Here is a 21,537-nt window from a genome sequence, read left to right on the forward strand (position 1 = left end):
TAATTTATTATTTGATTAGTGTATGTATGTTTATTTCAGTTAATGAGTACACTTCACGATCAGCTTCATGCAGTGGGCCTTCAGCGATAATACCAATAGCATAAATTCTCGCTTTTTTAAGAGCTTGTATTCCTGCCATTGAATCTTCAAAACCAACACAATACTGAGCAGGCACATCAATGAGCCGCGCTGCTTTTAAAAAGATTTCAGGATCGGGTTTACCTTGTTTTAATGACTGAGGATCAACAATAGATTGAAAATAGTGCTTTATAGCCAATTTTTTCAATATCGTTGGCGCATTTTGGGATGCAGAGGCAATAACACAAGGTATATTGTATTGGTTAGCCTGCTTAATTAAATCTAATACGCCAGGTAAAATATCTTTTGGGCTAATGTTATCGAGTAACTTTAAATAATATTCATTTTTTCTTTCAGAGAGCATATTTTTCTCTTCAATAGTAAATGAATTTTGTTTATTACCATGACGTAAAATTTTATCTAATGACTCTACACGGCTAATTCCTTTTAAGGATTGGTTGAATTGTTCATCAATGTCAATCCCGATTTCGCTAGCCAGCTTTTTCCAAGCTAAATAATGGTAACCGGCGGTATCAACAATAACACCATCAAGATCAAATATGAGTCCTTTAACCATTAGCGTTACCCTCCTTAGAATTTAAGGATAAAGGTGTGTTAGGAACAAGGCTATAGAGGTGGTTATTGATTGATATTGTGCATGCTTTATCACTCATAACGGTAATATTGTTATAAGTTACCTTGATGTGAAACAAAGCACATTGGTGCCTTAATTTAAAACTTAGGCCTTGCCACTGTTTAGGTAACGATGGTGCGATATTAAGAATATCTTGTCGAATATCGACACCAGCGTAAGCCATGATCGTAGTATTTAAAGTCGCAGCCATCACTCCGGTATGTATGCCTTCAGCTGTCGTTCCACCTTGAATATCGTTGTAATCTGAGTACAAAGCATCCTGATAAAGTTGCCACGATAGGTCATGGAGCTGTATTTGTTCGGCTAAATAAGCATGAACAATGCGTGATAAGGTTGACCCATGAGAGGTGCGTTTAAGGTAATAATGTAGATTTTTCTCTGCAAAGCTTTCAGATAATGAGTGGCCCAGAGATTCAATTAAAGATTTCACAGTTGTTTTATCTAAGTTATTAAACAACATGAGTGTGTCGGCTTGTTTAGCGACTTTGAAATCATCTGCTGATTTATTTTCTTTACGTAGGATCCGATCCATTCGATAAATATTGCCATATTTCTGGCGATAACTTTCCCAGTCGAGATCATCTAACGCAAAGTAGCCTGCAAATTGCTCAATAACGTCATCTTGATTTAGCGTGACAGCGAGCTGCGTTTTAATTTGGCAGAGCTTGTCGAGCGTATTTGCAGAAAAACCAAATTCAGATAATTTGTCAGTAAAACGTTTATCGCGATACAGAGTCGTCATCTCATTGAAAAGCCACGCCACCATTAAATTGGTATAGGCATTATCTTTTAGGCCACCTTCTTGAGCATCGGCATATTTTTCATGAAATTCATCGGGACCCATGACGCCACTGATATGAAAACGTTGGTCTTGCTCATCCCACTGACATAGGCCAAGCCAAAATAACGTGATGTCATTGAGCAGCTCTAAGCCATACTCTTTCATAAATGGGTTATCAAGGGTATTACGCCAATATAGCCACACGTTGTAAGCGATGGCTAATGAAACATGGCGTTGGCGACAACTGTGGTCAGGATCCCACTGACCAGATAATGGATTTAAATGCAGAACTTGAGTTTGCTCTGTACCATCGTGACCTGACTGCCATGGGAACATAGCGCCTTGGAAACCAGCGGCCTTCGCTGCGAGTCGGGCAGTTTCTAATCGACGATAGCGATAGAGTAAAAGTTGGCGAGCGGTATCAGGGAAATGCATGATATAAAATGGGAAAATGAAGATCTCATCCCAAAAAATATGCCCTCGATAAGCTTCTCCGTGTAGCCCTCGTGCGGTGACGGAAACATCAAGTTTATTTTTTTCGTTACTAAACGGTGACGCTGATGAAAGTAAATGGTAGGTATGTAGACGTAATAATTTTTGCGTCATTAAATCCCCTGATACTGCAATATCAGCTTCATCCCATAAAGTTTGCCATGCTTGTTTTGTTTCTGCTAACTGGGTTTGCCAAGAGGGAAGTTCCCATTTTGTAATATCTTGCCAATTATCGGGGTAAGCCGTAGATGTGGTTAGCGCGACACTTTTTTCAACAGTATAGGGGGTATTTTTCTGAGCATTGAATATGATACTTTGCTCAACAACTGAGTCAGAAAAATGGCAAATAATGTCTTGTGGTGAAAAGAAATCACCACAAAGAGAGGATGCTAAGCCAATCCCTATTTTTGATTGATGAGTTTGAGCTAACAGATAAGCATTTTGTTGCTTTGCACCACCTTCTAACACACTGTAATGGTTTTGATTTAGGCTACGATATCTTTCTACTCCCGCATTACAAGTGTTCCCTTCTAAGCGAGTGAGAAGGGTCATTTCGCCAGAAAAATTTAACGGAATAAATTGGTAATGTAGGCAGTAATGAGACATATTTGCCATATTGGCAAATTTGAAACAGCGAATATTCAGTTGTTTCCCGTCTGTTGTTTCAATAAGCCAGTCAGAAGATAGGACACCGGTTTTAAAATCTAAATGGCGGGTTAGAGCAAGTGTGGTTACATTATTTGGATGAATGTAGTCGCCATCTCCGATTTTAAGCGAAATAAACTGGCCATTAGGTGCATTAACAAAGTCTTCGTTGACCACTTGGTGATCGTTGACTTGAGAGGTTGCTTGATTATATAGGCCTGCAATATAAGTTGCAGGGTAATAATCATGACTAGCTGTCATCTCCGGTAATGTACCGCGCAGGCCAATATACCCATTTGCCACCGTTAGTAGTGACTCTTGGCAATACTCATCTTTCCCTGACGTTAAACCGGAATACTCAATTGACCAAGTAAGTTCTTTTTCCCGATGAATGAATTTCCTCTCTAAGCTGTTCTGTTGATTTACTTCCCTGATATTTTCAATAATAAATGGCTTATTAAGAGATTCAGTAAATAAATTTGCGACATCAATAGTTTTATTATCTTGTGTTTTTATCACATAAGATTTTTTTCCATCGCCATCGACTGGCCGTTGTATAACGCCACCGTCAATCAATTGAAAGTCGCTATTTATTTTCTTAGCAATATTTAACCAGTCATGATAAGTACTATTTACGGTGTCAAAGGTGTAATCATATTTATTATTATTGTACCCAACAGACACGCTGATATCTGTAAAAGCAATGTATAAGTAATTCATAATAAACCTTAAATTTGATGATATATTAATTAGTTTGTAGCGTGCCTTTTCTTTCTTTATAGCGATAGGCGATAACGGTTAATGCAATGGGAACGACAACGGCGATGACCATAGCGAACAGGTAAACTAACCAATAAGTTGGTTGTATCGATAAAATGCCAGGTAAACCACCCACGCCAATACCATTAGATAGAACATGGTTTAAACCGCAAACCAATCCTGCGAGTGAGGCACCAACCATCGCACATAGCATTGGGAAGCCATATTTTAGGTTAACACCATACATAGCCGGCTCTGTTACACCCAAATAGGCTGAAATAGCGGCTGGGATAGTAATTTCATGTTCATTTGCTTTACGGCTAACAATAATGATACCGACAACCGCTGAAGCTTGGGCAATATTTGATAATGCGATAATAGGCCAAATAGGGGTGCCGCCGTAACTTTGAGTCATCTGTAAGTCGATCGCTAAGGTTGTGTGATGTAACCCTGTGATCACCATTGGCGAGTAGAAAAAACCGAAGATAGCTGAGCCAATAGGCGCAAAGTCACCTAGCATTAATAGCTTGATGACTTCGGCAATACCGTTGCCAATGCTTCTGCCAATAGGGCCTAAGATAACGTGTGCGACGAAGACTGAGATAATCAATGTGACGATTGGAACAATAACCAATTTTAAATAATCGGGAATGTAACGGCGTAAACGGGTTTCAAACCAGCCGAGGAATAAACCTGCTAAGATAGAAGGGATGACTTGCGCCTGATAACCGACTTTCTCAATTGTAAACAGCCCAAAGTTCCAAACATCAGGGATTTGTGAGCCTAAATTATAGGCATTCATTAGCTGAGGAGAAACTAAAGTGATCCCTAATACTAAACCTAGGGCTGGAGTACCCCCCATCTTTTTAGTTGCAGACCAGCAGATGCTAACAGGTAAAAAGTGGAATATTGCTTCACAAGGTAACCATAGGAAATCATAAATAGGCTTTAACCAAGGATAAAAATAGGTTAAAGGTTTATTATCCGATACAGGCATCTCACCAATAACGTTACGCAAACCTAAAAGTAAACCACCACAAATTAAAATAGGTAATAGTGGTACGAATATCTCTGCCAAATTTGCGATAAGCCTTTGCCAAAAACTCATATTTTTTTTGGCATCAGACTTTACTTCATCTTTACTTTTTGTTTGTAACTCAAGATGCTTTGAAAGAATTTGATAATAGTGGTCAACATCGACACCAATAATAACTTGGAACTGTCCGGCATTATTAAAACACCCCTTAACAAAAGGGATTTGTTTTATTTTATCTATTTCTGTGATATTAGGGTCATTAAGAACAAAGCGCAGCCTTGTTAAGCAGTGAGAAACACTAATAATATTATTTTTACCGCCAATCAGTGCAACAAGTTCTTCAATGGCCTTTAAATCTTTGGCACTAGGCATATTTATTTTCTCATCGTAGTTATGTTTTTTTTAATATATATCCTTGTTGTCATTATTTGAACGGGAACGTTCCCATAACTAGACGATGATCACAAGTAATAATAATTACTTTCTTAAGTTATTAATTTAATTTATCACTGGAGATAATGATTTTTTGTGGCGGAACATCTTCTTTTGCCATTTTAATCAATATATTAGCAGCCTCTTTCCCACTTTCTCTAAAGCCTAAACGGTAGAATTTGGTTTGAGGAAATAAAAAGGCCAGTAAATCATTTCGCCCAATACAGGCCACATCGATATGGTTCATGTTTTGTTCGGATAAATACTTTTGTACACCAAATGCTAATGAGTCTGTTGCGCACAGTATGGCTTGTGGTGATGTGGTTAAGATCTCTTTAGCAAGCATATAGCCACTTTGGTAATTAAGTTCACCTAATTGTGCGTGAGGGGTTAAACCTTGCTGCTGACAATAGTGTAGATAAGATTGGTAACGGAGTAGGCCCGTTGTTTCATCGTGAACATTGATCCCGATATAACTTATTTGTTGGTAATTTTTTTGTTTATGAAAATAGTGCATAAGGTTTTTAACCGCACTTTCATCATCGTGACAAATAGAGACAAAACCTTCTAATGGTCGCGCAATAACAACCATTTTTTGTTTCCAATTGGAGAGCTTATTGATATCAATGCCTGAAAAAGCAAAAAAGACAATCCCATCAACCTTTTGGCGAGTAAGCATTTTAATATGTTCTTCAACTTTTTCCGGTTTAAATTGACTCTCTAAAATAATAGGGTCGATATTATTTTGATAGAAAATAGGTAGCATGGAACTGACTGCTTGGTTTTCAGCATAAGAATCTAAACGCGTCATGATGATGCCGAAAGAGCGGTTTGAATAGCCTCGCATTGCACGTGCAGATTTTGAGGGAGTAAATTGGTATTTTTCAATTATTTGATTAACTTTTTGCCGAGTCTCTTCATTAACCATTGGGTCTTGATTAATCACCCTTGAAACTGTTGATTTACCTACGCCACATAGCTTTGCAATATCATTAATGGTGAGTTTCTTTTTATCCGTTTTTATCATAATGTTTTGTCTTTATTAGCTAAATACTTATAAGGGCTTGGTCATTTATATTTATTTTCTATTTATGTGCTTAGTCTAACTCATTTTTTTCAAGGCATCTGTAGAAAAGAAGCGAACAATATTTATCTTAGTCGTGAAATTGCGTTTTGCTTTGATGTCATTATGAGTATTTCTTCTTCATAACTCATTAGGCTGACTTATTCCTTTAGGTTACATCTAATAAACTTTTAGCATTTCATAACCCCACTTGCACGCCATATAGTCAATTTAAATAGTCGTTTTAAAAAAGTTATATAACACCGGAAGAGCAAGATGGAATATTTACCATTATTTGTGGATTTACGTTCCCGCAAGGTTGTCTTGGTTGGGGGAGGCGATGTTGCCGCACGCAAAGCGGAACTATTGTTACGCGCTAATGCGGCTTTGGTGATTATTGCGCCGGCACTTAATTCAGCTTTACAACAACTTTGTGAGCAACAATATTTCACGTGGATTGAGGGGGAATATCATCCACAACATATTGAGAAGTCTTATTTGGTGATTGCTGCCACTGACGATGCTGAATTGAATAAGAAAATTTTTCATGATGCAGAGAAACAACAAATTTTTGTCAATGTTGTTGATGATAAACCGTTGTGTTCTTTTATTGTCCCTTCAATCATCGATAGAGATCCTGTCGTGATTGCGATTTCTTCTGGTGGTACCGCGCCTGTTTTGGCTCGCTTATTACGTGAAAAATTAGAAACGATGCTACCAAGTTATTTGGGCCATATGGCTGAAATAGCCGGGCGGTGGCGAGAAAAAGTGAAATCATCAATTAGCAGCATGCGTGAGCGCAAACGTTTTTGGGAAAAAAGTTTCAGTGGCCACTTTGCCTCATTGGTCGAAAAAGGCCAGCTATCACAAGCCGAATTGCAATTAGAAAAGCAATTGTATGAACCCGATAATACGGGGGAGCTGGTTTTAGTCGGAGCGGGTCCTGGAGATGCTGGGTTATTAACGCTTAAAGGCTTACAAGTTTTGCAAAATGCCGATGTCGTTTTATATGACCATCTTGTCAGTGATGAAGTCCTTGAGTTAGTGCGACGAGATGCAGACAAAATTTGTGTTGGGAAACGTGCTAAAGCGCATTCGGTCTTACAAGAAGAAACCAATGCTTTAATCGTGACGTTTGCATCGCAAGGGAAGAAAGTAGTCCGATTAAAAGGTGGTGATCCATTTGTTTTCGGGCGTGGTGGTGAAGAGCTGCAAATTGCTGCGGAGGCTGGTATTCCATTTCAGGTGGTTCCTGGGATCACCGCGGCAATAGGGGCAACTGCATACGCCGGTATTCCTCTGACACATCGTGAGCACTCTCAGAGCGTGACATTTATCACGGGTCATTGCAAAGAGGGAGGAAATGAACTTGATTGGCCAGCACTTGCACGAGGCAATCAAACATTAGCCATCTATATGGGAACAGTAAAAGCTGAGCATATCAGCCAACAACTGATCCACTTTGGACGCTCACCAGAAACGCCTATTGCCGTGATCGGCTGTGGCACTCGGCAAAACCAACACGTGTTGAGTGGCAAGCTGTATGAGCTGGCTGAATTGGCTCATCAGGCTCCAGCGCCTGCGTTATTGGTGATTGGTGAGGTTGCCGCTTTGCATCAGCAATTGGCTTGGTTCGGTGATCAGGTTGAAAAAAACAGATGGCGTTCAGCCGTGTTGGAATTGGCTTAATTAAGGAGGCCATCATGAATGAGAAACGATTAACCCATTTACAGCAGTTGGAAGCAGAAAGCATTCATATTATCCGTGAAGTGGCGGCTGAATTTGAAAACCCAGTCATGCTTTATTCCATCGGCAAAGATTCATCTGTTATGTTGCATTTGGCACGCAAGGCTTTTTACCCTGGAAAACTGCCATTTCCGTTATTACATGTTGATACCGGATGGAAGTTTCGTGAGATGTATGAGTTTCGTGATAAAACGGCTAAAAACTATGATTTTGAATTACTGGTTCATCGCAATCCAGCGGGTGAGTCATTAGGGATCAACCCATTTATTCATGGTAGCGCGAAACACACTGATATTATGAAAACGGAAGGGCTAAAACAAGCGCTTGATAAATATGGTTTTGATGCAGCATTTGGTGGTGCTAGGCGTGATGAGGAAAAATCTCGAGCCAAAGAGCGCATTTATTCTTTCCGAGATCGCTCTCATCGTTGGGACCCCAAAAATCAACGCCCTGAGTTGTGGCATAACTACAATGGCCAAATCAATAAAGGAGAAAGTATTCGAGTATTTCCTTTATCAAACTGGACGGAACTCGATATTTGGCAGTATATCTACTTAGAAAATATCGATATTGTCCCTCTTTATTTTGCAAAAGAGCGCCCTGTTTTAGAGAGAAATGGCACATTATTGATGGTAGATGATGACCGTATTGATTTAAAAGCGGGGGAGGTTATCGCTAAGCGAAAGGTTCGATTCCGAACCCTAGGCTGCTGGCCTCTGACAGGTGCTGTTGAATCACAAGCAGAAACGTTACCAGAAATTATTGAAGAAATGTTGATTTCAACGACCAGTGAGCGACAAGGTCGATTAATCGATAGTGACCAATCGGCTTCCATGGAGCAGAAAAAGCGCCAAGGGTATTTTTAAGGGGGAAAACGTCATGGCAGATTTAGCATATAACGAAACAATTGCGGAACAAATTAAGCAGCAAGGTGGTGTTGAAGCTTATTTGTTAGCTCAGCAACAAAAGGGCTTATTACGTTTTCTCACCTGCGGTAATGTGGATGATGGTAAAAGCACGTTAATCGGGCGTTTATTGCATGACACGCGACAAATTTATGAAGATCAGTTATCTGTTTTGCAAACCGACAGTAAGCGTATAGGAACTCAAGGTGAAAAACTGGATCTTGCTTTATTAGTGGACGGGCTTGCCGCAGAAAGAGAGCAAGGGATCACCATTGATGTTGCTTATCGTTATTTCTCTACTCAAAAACGTAAATTTATAATCGCAGATACTCCAGGGCATGAGCAGTACACGAGAAATATGGCGACAGGTGCATCAACTTGCTCACTTTCTATATTGCTGATCGATGCTCGAAAAGGCGTTCAAGAACAAACTCGACGCCACAGTTTTATTAGTACATTGCTAGGTATTCGCCATTTGATCGTTGCAGTCAATAAAATGGATCTGGTCGAATATAGCGAAGCGGTATTTGAAAAAATTAAGCAAGATTATCAGAGATTTGCGGCTGAATTGCCTGTTGACCTCAAGATTTGGTTTGTACCTATTTCAGCTCTAGATGGCGATAATATCGTCAATGAAAGCTCTCAATTGCCTTGGTATCAGGGGGAAACACTGTTACAAATTCTAGAAACAGTTCAGGTTCAACCAAAAGCATCGGAGCAAGCACTACGTTTTCCAATTCAATACGTGAATAGACCTAATTTGGATTTTAGAGGTTACAGTGGAACTTTGTCCTCTGGGATAGTGAAAGTGGGGCAATCCGTCAAAGTATTACCTTCGGGTCAGATCTCGAAAGTAAAAGAAATTGTCACTTTTGATGGCATACAAGACTTCGCGATACCCGGTGAGGCGATCACATTAGTATTAGAAGATGAAATTGATATTAGCCGTGGAGACTTGATTGTTACAGAAAACGATACGTTGCAGTGTTCTCGTGAGGCATTGGTTGATATCGTTTGGATGTCAGAGCAACCGTTAGTGCAGGGGCAACAGCTTGATATTAAGATTGCTGGAAAAAGAAGCCGCGCTAAGGTAGAAAATATTCAATATCAAGTTGATATCAACAATCTTACTCAAAAAGTAGCGACTGAGCTGCCCCTCAATGGTATTGGTTTAGTTGAATTATCATTTGATGAGCCATTGCTACTTGAGAATTATCAGCAAAACGCAGAAACAGGTGGCATGATCCTAATTGATAGGCTGACGAATGTGACAGCTGGAGCGGGGTTAGTGCGTGAAGTGACAGAGCGATTTACTGAGCAAAATGATAATTTTAGTGAATTTGAAATAGAGTTAAATCAATTAATTCGCCGTCATTTCCCTCATTGGGGAGCTCGAGATCTATTAGGTGGTAAATAAGTATGGCGAGTACGACAGATAATCATATCGTTTGGCACGACCATCCGATCACTCGGCAATTTAGAGAAAATGCGAATGGTCATAAAGGCGCGGTGTTATGGTTTACTGGACTGTCTGGCTCGGGTAAATCTACTTTAGCAGGGGCTTGCGAGCAAGCACTGGCTTCATTAGGGGTAAAAACGTATTTGCTTGATGGCGATAATATCCGTCATGGGTTATGTAAAGACTTAGGTTTTGATGAATCCGATAGACAAGAAAACATTCGCCGTATTGGTGAGGTCGCTAAATTGATGGTTGATGCTGGGCTGGTGGTTGCGACAGCGTTTATTTCGCCTTATCGTGAAGATAGACAGAAAGTTCGTGAGCTATTTGGGGCGAACCAGTTTTTTGAATTGCATATTGCAACCCCTGTTGAAGTTTGTGAACAGCGCGACCCAAAAGGGCTTTATCAGCAGGCAAGAGCGGGGAAAATAAAAAACTTCACTGGGATTGACTCTCCATATCAAGAGCCTTTACAACCTGAATTACGTATAGATGGAAGGCAGGCGATACCTGATTCAGTAACACAAATTCTTCAATTACTGGGTGAGAAAAAAATCATCAAAACTCATAATTAGTACGATAACTTTTTATGAATTTTGCCTAACGGCTCCTTGGGTGTGTCTACGCCTCTGGAGCCGTTTTTGTAAACAAATTACGGATTAACTGAGTATTTTGCGTAGCTGCTCGTAATTTTATTAAACAAATTCACTCGCTTAGGTGATAGTTCTGTAAACCAGTTCAAGATAGTATCCAATTAATCACAGCATATTTCTTAGGTTGATTTTTGAACAGGAATGCCCTGTTTTTGTCCTAGTTTTGATACATTACTTTCTTGATAGTAGCGCGATGAGCTGAGTTATGGGATGATTAGCAAATCATTTCAGGGGGCAGAATGGGCAAATTAACGCTTCTATTAATCGCAGTATTGGCTTGGACACAATATTCTTTATGGCTAGGTAAGAATGGCATTCACGACTATGTCCGAGTGAAAGACGATGTTGCGGCGCAAGAGATCATCAATTCTCGCTTAAAAGTGCGTAATGAACAGCTGTTTGCTGAAATTAATGATTTGAATGATGGACAAGACGCTATTGAGGAACGGGCGCGTACAGAGCTTGGTATGGTTAAGCCTGGCGAATCATTTTATAGAATGGTGAAAGAGAGTAATAATCAGAGAACAAATAATTAAATATTACTTGTCATACGGTAGGTTGCAGTTCGATAGGCACTGTATAGATAAACGCTATATGAGTAACAACATCAATCATATAGTGTTCAAGTATATGATTATGCTATGTACAAAAACTAAAAATATTACAGGTTGTGTTTACGTTTATGAAATTGATTACCTCTACTAGCCCACAAATTTCGATGTAAGATCCAAAATAATGAATAATTCAATCACTGGGGGAGCCCCAAACGTTGTTGCGATAATTCCAGCAGCCGGTATTGGTAGTCGTATGAATGCGGACTGTCCAAAACAATACTTGCAGGTCGCTGGGAAGACAATCATTGAACACACTATTAATGCATTGTTATTGAATCCTCTTGTTTCTAATATTGTTGTCGCTTTAAGCCCTGATGATAATTATTTTGCTTCGCTTGAGGTAGCAAGTAACCCGCGAGTTACCACTGTTCATGGTGGAAAAGAGCGTGCAGATTCCGTGCTGGCAGGGTTAAACTTTTTAGCTCAGAATGAACAGATGCAAAATCGATGGGTATTGGTACACGATGCCGCGCGCCCTTGTTTACATCAAGATGATTTAAATAAAATTATTCAGTTATCAACAATGGATTACTGCGGTGGCATTCTTGCTGCTCCTGTAAGAGATACCATGAAGCGTAGTGCCAAAACGTCAGATGTGATTGATCATACCGTTGAGCGTGATGCTTTATGGCACGCACTTACACCACAATTTTTTCCTTTAATTTTGTTGCGTGATTGTTTGAGTAAAGCATTGAAAGAAAATGCTATTATTACTGATGAAGCATCTGCATTGGAATATTGTGGCTATCAGCCTGTTTTAGTCTCAGGTCGCACTGATAATTTAAAGGTAACTCGCCCAGAAGATCTCGCTTTGGCTGAATTTTACCTTTCTAGAATGAAATAAAAGGATCAAATAATGAGAATCGGACACGGTTTTGACGTACATAAGTTTGGCGGGGAAGGACCTATTGTCATTGGTGGCGTACGTATCCCTTATGAACAAGGCCTACTTGCTCACTCTGATGGTGATGTGGTGCTACACGCTGTCACTGATGCCATCTTAGGGGCTGCGGCACTGGGGGATATAGGTAAATTATTCCCTGATACTGATCCTGCGTATAAAGGTGCAGATAGCCGCGTTTTACTCAGAGAAGCCTATCGCCACGTTCGTGAAAAAGGTTATAGCATTGGTAACCTTGATATTACAATTATGGCTCAAGCACCTAAAATGTTACCTCATATTCCACAAATGCGTGTCAATATTGCAGAAGATCTTGAATGTCATATGGATGATGTGAATGCTAAAGCAACAACCACAGAGCAACTCGGTTTTGTTGGGCGTAAAGAAGGGATTGCTTGTGCCGCAGTGGTATTGTTAGTGAAAGATAATGGTAATGAAAGTCATGAATGTACAGTACCTGCATGGTAAACCACTCTCATCAGGTAAGTTAAAAAGCCAACCTGAAGATTTTATTGTTAAAGAAGACCTTGGCTTTGAGCTTGATGGTGAGGGCGAACATGTCATGGTTCGTGTTGAAAAAACGGGGTATAACACCTTATTTGTGGCTGAACAATTGGCTAAATTTGCAAAAATTTCAGCACGAGCAGTCAGTTACGCAGGTTTAAAAGATCGCAATGCGGTTACTGAACAATGGTTCTGTTTACAGATGCCAGGTAAAGAAACCCCTGATTTTTCAAAATGGATGCTTGAAGGTTGTCGTGTTATTGCAACAACTAGACAAAAAAGAAAGTTGCGTATTGGCACACTGAAAGGCAATCACTTTGAGCTAATCATTCGCGATATTTCAGCACCTGAGGATGTCGAATTACGTTTAGATAAAATCGTTGAGGGGGGCGTTCCTAACTATTTTGGTGAGCAACGGTTTGGGCGAAATGGACAAAACTTAGTCCAAGCTCAACGATGGGCAAATCAAGAAATTACGGTTCGTGAACGAAATAAACGTAGTTTCTACCTCTCTGCGGCTCGAAGTGCTATGTTTAATCATATTGTTAGCGAACGGATTGCCAACCAAACTGAAAATAAAGTATTACTTGGTGACGCATTACAATTAACAGGGCGTGGAAGCTGGTTTGTTGCCACAGAGGAAGAGCTATCGACTTTACAACCTCGTGTTGACTCATCTGAATTGACTATTACGGCTGCTTTACCCGGCGATGGGGAACTTGGAACTCAATTTGATGCATTAAGTTTTGAGACAAAGTGTTTAGAAAACTATAATACTTTTATTGCGTTAATGAAAAGTGAAAGAGTTTCACCAGCACGCAGAGCTGCAATCGTGAAACCACAAAATTTTCATTGGCAATGGCTTGATGCCAATACACTGAAGCTTAATTTCTTTTTAAGTTCAGGGTGTTTTGCAACCAGTCTTGTTCGAGAAATCATTAATCAGGAAAGTGCCGATGTTGAAAATTTTATTGAGTAATGATGATGGCGTGACGGCGCCGGGGATCCAAACATTAGCCGCGGCATTACGACAACACTATCATGTGCAAGTGATTGCGCCTGATCGTAACCGTAGTGGTGCATCCAATGCATTAACGTTGGATAGGCCGTTAAGGATCCAAACATTGGCTAATGGTGATTTATCTGTACAAGAAGGTACGCCAACAGACTGTGTTTATATTGGCGTTAATAAAGTTGTGAGGCCAAGGCCGGATATTGTAGTTTCTGGGATCAATTGTGGTCCTAATCTAGGGGACGATGTCATTTATTCAGGTACTGTTGCTGCGGCAATGGAAGGGCGACATTTAGGTCTACCTTCCGTAGCTGTTTCACTTGATGGGGAAACTCATTATGAAACCGCAGCAAAAGTCACTTGCGACATACTGGATTTATTGCACAAAAATCCATTGCGTGCAGGCAATATTCTGAATATTAATGTACCTGATATTCCCTATGAGGAAATAAAAGGCATAAAAGTGACTCGCTGTGGTAGTCGTCATGCCGCATCTGAAGTTTATAACCTTGAAGATCCTAAAGGGAATATGCTGTATTGGTTAGGGCCTGTTGGCGAGATCCGTGATGCAGGGCCTGGAAGTGATTTTGAAGCTGTTTCTCAAGGTTATGTTTCAATAACACCTTTGCAAGTTGATTTAACGGCATATAAAGCACATTCATTAATTGAAGAGTGGTTAGAGAAATCAGGAGTGACCGTAAAATGAAAACAGGCCTCATGAAAGAACTTTTGGCACAATTACGCCAACAGGGAATTCACGATGAGCGCTTGTTAGAAGCTTTATCACAGGTTCCTCGTGAGCGCTTTGTTGATGAGGCGCTTTCACACAAAGCCTATGATAACATACCGTTACCAATAGGCTATGGGCAGACTATTTCTCAACCTTATATTGTTGCTAAAATGACTGCTCTACTTGATATTTCTGCAAATGACCATGTGCTTGAAATAGGTACAGGCTCAGGTTATCAAACCGCGGTTTTAGCCCATTTAGCCAGTCATGTTTATTCCGTCGAAAGAGTGAAAAGTTTACAATGGACTGCAAAACGCCGTTTTAAGCAGCTCGATTTGCACAATATCTCTACACGACATGGTGATGGTTGGGAAGGGTGGCAATCAAAAGGGCCTTTTGATGCCATTATTGTTACAGCGGCACCTAGTGAAATCCCTTCAAAGCTTTTAGAGCAATTAAAAGAAGGAGGGCGCTTGGTATTACCTGTTGGTGATCAAGATCAGGCGTTGAAGCTCATTACGCGTAGAGGGAATGATTATCACTCAAATGTGATAGAGAAAGTTCGCTTTGTTCCTCTGGTTGCTGGGGATTTAGCTTAATTTCATTTTGAATTGTCTGGCTAATTTTGATAATTTATGGCTCCAAAATCGGGAAACTCGCATTTTCTATTAAGTCATAATCTCAAATTGTTATATTTTTGATACATTTGGCTTGTCCAAGATTTTATATTTCTGCTTTAATAAGCAAAATACTTTTCGTTACGAGAGCTGTGCTCTAAATAATTCAAGGCGTATGTAGGCGATCAACGAAGTTACCCCTATAGAGTAGTTGAGGGGAGTCAACCTACATGCAACTTGGAGGATGGCGAATATCACAGGCTCTGATGTTTACTGACGCAACATAAATTAGCTTGTTATGTCAGATTTTTCTTCACGGGAGAAGAAGCATGAAAATTGTTAGCCCAATAAGCAAAATTCGATGGGCGGTGATCTTTTCATTTGGTGGCGCTTTATTAGCAGGTTGTTCCACGCCGTATCATACAGCCGCCCCCATTTCGAGTGTAAATGATGGCCAAACGACTCGCCAGCAGACCGTTCAAAGAACTGCTCCAGTAACTGGTGGTACAAGTACGGCGATGCCTTCTTCTCGACCTAATTTGTCTTCAAATACATCACCTTCAGTGACCAACTCTGCACCTGTTAACATGAATGGCCAAGGGCGTATTATCTATAATCGTGATTACGGTAGTATCCCTAAAGGTAGTTACAACGGTAGTAGCTATACGGTCCAGCGTGGTGATACCCTATTCTACATTGCCTATATAACGGGTAATGATTTCCGTGAGTTAGCAGATAGAAACAATATTGCTGAGCCATATAGCTTAAATGTTGGTCAAGTTATTAATATTGGTAATGGAAATGTGAACTCGAACGGGCAATTGGCTGCAAATTCATCAAATAGTAACCAGCAACCGGTTGATCTTCGAACAACTAATGCGTATCCTGCAAATGGAAGTGGTCAAACTTCAGGTAAGATGTTGCCTAACAATAAGAAGCCTGCAACACAGACTTCTACGGCAACAACTACCACGGCAGTTTCTACAACCTCTCCGACGACAGGAAGCAGTACTAACAGTTCATCGATAAAATGGCGTTGGCCAGCTGAAGGGAAAATGATTGAAGGTTTCTCTGACGCTCAAGGTGGAAATAAAGGCATTGATATTGCGGGTTCACGCGGTCAGCCTGTACTTGCTTCTGCTCCAGGAAAAGTGGTTTACGCAGGTAACGCACTGCGCGGATATGGAAATCTTATAATAATAAAACATAACGATGACTACCTAAGTGCTTATGCACATAACGATACGTTACTTGTGCGTGATCAGCAGGATGTTACTGCGGGTCAAAAAATAGCCACTATGGGTAGCACCGGTACAAGCTCGGTTAGATTACATTTTGAAATTCGTTACAAGGGAAAATCAGTAAACCCGCTGCGTTACTTACCGCAGCGATAAACTGGGCAGAGTGCAATGACATTCTGTCCTCATTATCAAGGGTAGGAGTCACTGATGAGCCAAAGTTCGCTGAAAGCTAACGAGTTATATGATGACCTCGAAGAGAGCACAATAGAAGATGCTTTCGATGAAAGTCAGTTCAAAGAAGAGGATCTGGTTGCTGAACTAGATGATGAAATGGATTTACTCCAGAGCACAAGTCAACGTGTTTTGGATGCCACACAAATTTATCTCAGTGAAATTGGATTCTCTCCACTCCTAACAGCTGAAGAAGAAGTGTTCTATGCAAGAAGGGCGCTACGTGGTGATATTGCATCACGCCAGCGCATGATAGAAAGTAACCTTCGATTAGTTGTTAAGATCTCTCGACGTTATAATAATCGGGGCCTCGCTTTACTTGATCTCATTGAGGAAGGTAATTTGGGGCTAATTCGTGCAGTTGAAAAATTTGATCCTGAAAAAGGTTTCCGTTTTTCAACTTATGCGACATGGTGGATCCGTCAAACCATTGAACGAGCCATCATGAACCAAACGAGAACGATCCGTCTCCCTATTCATATCGTCAAAGAGCTCAATATTTATCTTAGAACCGCCCGCGAACTAGCGCAAAAGTTAGATCACGAGCCTAGTGCTGAGGAAATCGCTGAGCAGCTCGATAAACCAGTAGAAGATGTCAGCCGTATGTTACGTTTAAATGAACGTATTACATCGGTTGATACGCCTATTGCTGGTGATTCAGAGAAGTCCTTGCTAGAAGTTCTGTCTGATGAAAATGAATCAGGGCCAGAACATACAATTCAAGATAACAACTTAAAAGAAAACATTGTTAAGTGGTTATTTGAATTGAATCCAAAGCAGCGAGAGGTACTCGCTCGCCGTTTTGGCTTGCTAGGCTATGAAGCTGAAACTCTTGAAGAGGTTGGTCGGGAAATTGGTTTAACACGTGAAAGAGTACGCCAGATCCAAGTAGAAGGGTTGAGGCGGTTAAAAGATATTTTACAAGGCGAAGATTTGTCTTTAGAAGCCTTATTTAATATGTAAGATATTTTTAGAATGTTAATAAAGAAGCCCTTAACACCATTAGTTAAGGGCTTCTTTCTATTTTAAGCAGGGACACCACTGTGAAATTTAAAATCACTGTCCATTGAGGAAATTAGTTCGGCTTCCACAGCTCCAAACATATCAACTCGTTCATTGATATCTACCTTACTAATTGATTGAGCTAGCTTTAAGTAATCTTGATAGTGTCTTGCTTCCGAGCGCAACAATGAAATATAAAAATTAGCTAAATCATCATCTAAGAAAGGCGCTAGCTTAGCGAAACGCTCACATGAGCGAGCTTCGATATAAGCCCCAATAATCAGTTTGTCGACCAAGGTTTGTGGTTCGTGACCACTCATATGGTTGAATAGGCCTTTTGCATATCGGCTTGCTGTAATGCCATCGTAGCTAATATTTCTTTGATGCATGATTTCAAGTACTTGATAAAAATGATGCAGCTCTTCTTTGATTAAAAGTACCATTTTATCGATCAGATCTTGGCTGTAAGGTGATTGTTTTTTAGCTAAAATCTGTTTTGAAATTTGGTTTTTATCTTTCAATGAATGAATATCACCAATACGATCGTAGGCAAAGTCCTCATAAGGCTTAAACCATGCAAGTAACACTGCGGCACTTTCTTTATCTACCGCATATTTGCGAATTAAAAACATCGCACTTTGCGCAGCCTTCAATTCACATAATAAATGGTCTTTTAGCAGTATAGGCAAATTTTCTGGTTTACTGGCTTTTTCAACCCAACTATCGGGCGTTTCGCAATGTAAAAATTGCCTGATAGGGGCAAGTAATTCAGCGTGATCTTGCATACTACTTATCCATTTCCTTTAAGCGATATAACCAGTCTAACGCCTGCCTTGGGGTTAATTTGTCAGGATCGATATTCTCTAAAGCACTTAACACAGGTGATGGTTCTTCTTGCGCTAAGAAACTTAACTGTGCGCTGTCGACATGACTAGAGTTGGTATTATTTGAAATCAGTTCTAATTCTTTAAGTTTTTGTTTCGCACGTTTAATGACATCTTTAGGTACACCAGCCAGAGAAGCGACGGCTAAACCATAGCTTTTACTAGCTGCGCCATCTTGAACATTATGCATAAATGCGATGGTATCACCATGCTCCATCGCATCTAAGTGAATATTAGCGGCACCTTCTAATTTTTCGGGCAAATTAGTGAGCTCAAAATAGTGGGTTGCAAACAAGGTCATCGATTTTATGCGGTTGACGAGATTTTCTGCACAGGCCCAAGCGAGAGATAGGCCGTCATAGGTTGAGGTTCCTCGACCTATTTCATCCATTAACACTAAACTCTGCTCCGTCGCATTATGTAGGATATTTGCTGTTTCGGTCATTTCAACCATAAACGTTGAACGCCCAGATGCTAAATCATCGGATGCGCCGACTCGTGTAAAAATACGATCGATAGGACCGATGATGGCTTTAGTCGCGGGGACGAAGCTACCAATATAAGCCAGTAAAGTAATTAATGCAGCTTGGCGCATATAAGTACTTTTTCCGCCCATATTTGGGCCTGTAATAATGAGTAGACGTCGCTGTGGTGACAGAGAAAGCGGGTTTGAAATAAATGGTTCACTCAACACTTGCTCGACAACAGGGTGACGCCCTTCAGTAATTTGAATGCCGGGCTTATCTGTTAATTGTGGGCAATGATAGCCCAGCGTTTCAGCGCGCTCTGCTAAATTATTAAGTACATCGAGCTCAGCCAATGCTTCCGCACTAAGCTGTAAATCAGCTAGATGTGGTAATAACATATCAAATAGCTCATCGTAAAGCGCTTTTTCGATTGCTAACGCTTTGCCTTTTGAGGTTAACACTTTATCTTCATATTCTTTTAATTCAGGGATGATATAGCGTTCAGCATTTTTCAAGGTTTGGCGGCGCACATAGTGGATCGGCACTAAATGGCTCTGACCACGACTAACTTGGATAAAATAGCCATGAACCGCGTTGTAACCAACTTTTAATGTATCAATGCCAAGCTTCTCTTTTTCGCGAATTTCAAGGCGATCTAAGTAGTCAGTTGCGCCATCGGCAAGTGCTCGCCACTCATCAAGTTCGCTATTATATCCGGGGGCAATAACACCGCCATCTCGTACTAGAACAGGCGGTGCATCAATAATAGCGCGTTGTAGCAAATCTTGTAGCTCATCGAACTGATTAATACGCTTTTGTAAGTTTTGCAGATATTCGCTGTTTGATTGGCTTAGAATTTGATGAATATCCTGATATTGCTCAAAGGCATGGCGCATTCGCGCTAAATCACGCGGGCGTGCTGAACGTAATGCTAAACGCGCCAACACGCGCTCTAAATCACCAATTTGGCGTAACAAAGGTTGCAGTTCTAAACCACACTCTTGCAAAGCTTTGATTGCTTGTTGGCGATTATTCAGTGTTTGAATATGACGAAGTGGGGTATGAAGCCAGCGTTTTAACATGCGGCTACCCATTGGCGTGACACATAAATCTAATATGGATGCGAGAGTGTTTTCTGTTCCACCTGATAAATTTTGTGTAATTTCTAAATTACGGCGTGTTGCCGCATCAAGAATGACATTATCTGTTTGTTTTTCCATTACAATGCTGCGGATATGCGGCAATGCGGTGCGTTGTGTATCTTTGACATATTGAAGAAGACAGCCCGCAGCACGTAGTGCTCTTGTCGCATTTTCTACACCAAAACCAATAAGGTCTTTTGTGCCGAATTGTAGACCTAACTGCTGCTTCGCTGTCTCTAATTCAAATTCCCATAATGGACGGCGGCGTAAACCTTTACAGCCTTCAATCAGAGCCATACTGGCAAAATCTTCTGAATAAAGTAATTCAGCAGGGCGAGTACGTTGTAATTCAGCTCGTAATGACTCTTCATCGTCTATTTCACTGATAATAAAGCGACCTGATGTGATATCCAGTGTTGCAAACCCATAACCTTGAGCTTCTTGCCAAATCGCTGCCAGCAAATTATCTTGCCGCTCATTCAATAAGGCTTCATCAGTAATAGTACCTGGAGTGACAATTCGAACCACTTTCCGTTCAACTGGCCCTTTGCTGGTGGCGGGATCGCCAATTTGCTCGCAAATTGCCACAGATTCGCCCATTTGCACTAATTTTGCTAAATAGTTTTCTGCTGCATGGTGAGGAACACCCGCCATTGGGATGGGTTGTCCCGCTGTTTGGCCTCGTTTGGTGAGTGAGATATCTAGCAGTTGAGAGGCTTTTTTTGCATCATCGAAGAACAGTTCGTAAAAGTCCCCCATACGATAGAACAGCAGTATATCTGGATGTTGTGCTTTTAGTTTTAGATACTGCTGCATCATTGGTGTGTGGGATTCGAAGTTTTGTTTATCTGTCATAGCGTTATCTATTATTACTGATTAAGTGATGGCGTTCTACGAGTATGATGCGTTTGATTATATTTTACTTAGTACTGATAAAATACCAAAGAATTCGCCTAATGAGGGTTTAAAGTCTCTGTATTGTATATCGTTTCAGTAGAATTTCATTAGCAAACATAGATGTTTGGTTAAAATTTAGGAACAGCTTCGCAGAAATCAAATGTACTTAGCTGTAAGTTAGGTCGTTGGGCAGTATGATAGGACGTTAGGCTACACAGATGTTATTGCAACCTCAGCTAATAAAGTGAAACATTCTGCCGAGAACATTGAAATCTCTGTCGTTTAGTGTGTAATTTTCTGGTTTTAACTCACTTATTTTTTATGAGGGGGCATGCGAACTAAATGGAAAATGGATAAATATTCCGTATATGTTTCAGTTAACACATTAATTGTACTTAATTCTGCTATACTACAGCCATTGCTTTAATCTAAGCATAACTATTAGCAGCATAATCCGTATTTAATTCATTACAATTACCAACCCAACGTATTTAATATTATTAAAAGGAAATGAATAGTTGCTATAACATAAAAATATCATCAATCCCTAACTTATCTCATTTTGATAATAAATATTATATAACAGCTAAC

18 protein-coding genes are annotated in these 21,537 nt (G+C 40.3%); 12 read left to right on the forward strand and 6 right to left on the reverse strand.

What is annotated here, in order from left to right:
* Window positions 1-7 precede the first annotated feature (7 nt).
* From pgmB to treR, 4 genes are all read right to left on the reverse strand, one after another.
* The gene (gene pgmB / locus JI723_RS05015; protein WP_272580288.1) at window positions 8-655 is read right to left on the reverse strand and encodes a beta-phosphoglucomutase; all 648 of its coding nucleotides are present in this window, start codon (window positions 653-655) and stop codon (window positions 8-10) included.
* Complete coding sequence (locus JI723_RS05020) at window positions 648-3,371, reverse strand: glycoside hydrolase family 65 protein (protein WP_272580287.1); 2,724 nt, start codon at window positions 3,369-3,371, stop codon at window positions 648-650. The genes pgmB and JI723_RS05020 overlap by 8 nt, the downstream gene beginning before the upstream one ends.
* A 25-nt stretch (window positions 3,372-3,396) precedes the next feature.
* Window positions 3,397-4,818 (reverse strand): PTS trehalose transporter subunit IIBC, encoded by a 1,422-nt coding sequence (gene treB, locus JI723_RS05025; protein WP_337979817.1) that lies wholly within the window; start codon window positions 4,816-4,818, stop codon window positions 3,397-3,399.
* Between the two features lie 121 nt (window positions 4,819-4,939).
* The gene (gene treR / locus JI723_RS05030) at window positions 4,940-5,905 is read right to left on the reverse strand and encodes a trehalose operon repressor TreR (RefSeq protein WP_140182931.1); all 966 of its coding nucleotides are present in this window, start codon (window positions 5,903-5,905) and stop codon (window positions 4,940-4,942) included.
* Window positions 5,906-6,217: 312 nt separating this feature from the next.
* On the opposite strand from treR, the gene cysG reads away from it, so the two are divergent.
* From cysG to rpoS, 12 genes are all read left to right on the forward strand, one after another.
* On the forward strand, window positions 6,218-7,630 hold the full coding sequence (cysG, locus tag JI723_RS05035; RefSeq protein ID WP_337979818.1) for a siroheme synthase CysG: 1,413 nt from the start codon (window positions 6,218-6,220) through the stop codon (window positions 7,628-7,630).
* Between the two features lie 14 nt (window positions 7,631-7,644).
* Window positions 7,645-8,553, forward strand: a complete 909-nt coding sequence (gene cysD / locus JI723_RS05040; protein ID WP_070926433.1) for a sulfate adenylyltransferase subunit CysD — start codon at window positions 7,645-7,647, stop codon at window positions 8,551-8,553.
* A gap of 13 nt (window positions 8,554-8,566) precedes the next feature.
* Window positions 8,567-10,009 carry a sulfate adenylyltransferase subunit CysN gene (cysN, locus tag JI723_RS05045; RefSeq protein WP_337979819.1) on the forward strand — a complete coding sequence of 481 codons (1,443 nt, stop codon included), beginning with the start codon at window positions 8,567-8,569 and terminating at the stop codon, window positions 10,007-10,009.
* A gap of 2 nt (window positions 10,010-10,011) precedes the next feature.
* Entirely contained in the window at window positions 10,012-10,626 is a 615-nt protein-coding gene (cysC, locus tag JI723_RS05050; protein ID WP_318710028.1) for an adenylyl-sulfate kinase, read from the forward strand.
* 317 nt (window positions 10,627-10,943) lie between these two features.
* On the forward strand, window positions 10,944-11,240 hold the full coding sequence (gene ftsB / locus JI723_RS05055; protein ID WP_140182927.1) for a cell division protein FtsB: 297 nt from the start codon (window positions 10,944-10,946) through the stop codon (window positions 11,238-11,240).
* A gap of 199 nt (window positions 11,241-11,439) precedes the next feature.
* On the forward strand, window positions 11,440-12,162 hold the full coding sequence (ispD, locus tag JI723_RS05060; RefSeq protein ID WP_272580282.1) for a 2-C-methyl-D-erythritol 4-phosphate cytidylyltransferase: 723 nt from the start codon (window positions 11,440-11,442) through the stop codon (window positions 12,160-12,162).
* 12 nt (window positions 12,163-12,174) lie between these two features.
* The gene (gene ispF / locus JI723_RS05065; RefSeq protein WP_070926426.1) at window positions 12,175-12,687 is read left to right on the forward strand and encodes a 2-C-methyl-D-erythritol 2,4-cyclodiphosphate synthase; all 513 of its coding nucleotides are present in this window, start codon (window positions 12,175-12,177) and stop codon (window positions 12,685-12,687) included.
* Complete coding sequence (truD, locus tag JI723_RS05070; protein ID WP_319069074.1) at window positions 12,653-13,702, forward strand: tRNA pseudouridine(13) synthase TruD; 1,050 nt, start codon at window positions 12,653-12,655, stop codon at window positions 13,700-13,702. Before ispF ends, truD begins: the two co-directional genes overlap by 35 nt.
* Window positions 13,680-14,441 (forward strand): 5'/3'-nucleotidase SurE, encoded by a 762-nt coding sequence (surE, locus tag JI723_RS05075; protein WP_070926424.1) that lies wholly within the window; start codon window positions 13,680-13,682, stop codon window positions 14,439-14,441. Before truD ends, surE begins: the two co-directional genes overlap by 23 nt.
* Entirely contained in the window at window positions 14,438-15,064 is a 627-nt protein-coding gene (locus tag JI723_RS05080) for a protein-L-isoaspartate(D-aspartate) O-methyltransferase (RefSeq protein WP_070926422.1), read from the forward strand. The genes surE and JI723_RS05080 overlap by 4 nt, the downstream gene beginning before the upstream one ends.
* Before the next feature lie 347 nt (window positions 15,065-15,411).
* Window positions 15,412-16,476 (forward strand): murein hydrolase activator NlpD, encoded by a 1,065-nt coding sequence (nlpD, locus tag JI723_RS05085; RefSeq protein WP_070926420.1) that lies wholly within the window; start codon window positions 15,412-15,414, stop codon window positions 16,474-16,476.
* A gap of 54 nt (window positions 16,477-16,530) precedes the next feature.
* Window positions 16,531-17,517 carry an RNA polymerase sigma factor RpoS gene (gene rpoS, locus JI723_RS05090; RefSeq protein ID WP_070926418.1) on the forward strand — a complete coding sequence of 329 codons (987 nt, stop codon included), beginning with the start codon at window positions 16,531-16,533 and terminating at the stop codon, window positions 17,515-17,517.
* A gap of 62 nt (window positions 17,518-17,579) precedes the next feature.
* Here the strand turns inward: rpoS and miaE are convergent, their stop codons facing one another.
* Window positions 17,580-18,341, reverse strand: coding sequence for a tRNA isopentenyl-2-thiomethyl-A-37 hydroxylase MiaE (miaE, locus tag JI723_RS05095; RefSeq protein WP_337979820.1), 762 nt, complete (start codon window positions 18,339-18,341; stop codon window positions 17,580-17,582).
* A 1-nt stretch (window position 18,342) separates the two neighbouring features.
* Window positions 18,343-20,904, reverse strand: coding sequence for a DNA mismatch repair protein MutS (gene mutS / locus JI723_RS05100; protein WP_272580279.1), 2,562 nt, complete (start codon window positions 20,902-20,904; stop codon window positions 18,343-18,345).
* Window positions 20,905-21,537: the final 633 nt, after the last annotated feature.

The sequence above is a fragment of the Providencia manganoxydans genome, assembly GCF_016618195.1.
GTDB classification, from domain to species: Bacteria; Pseudomonadota; Gammaproteobacteria; order Enterobacterales; family Enterobacteriaceae; genus Providencia; species Providencia manganoxydans.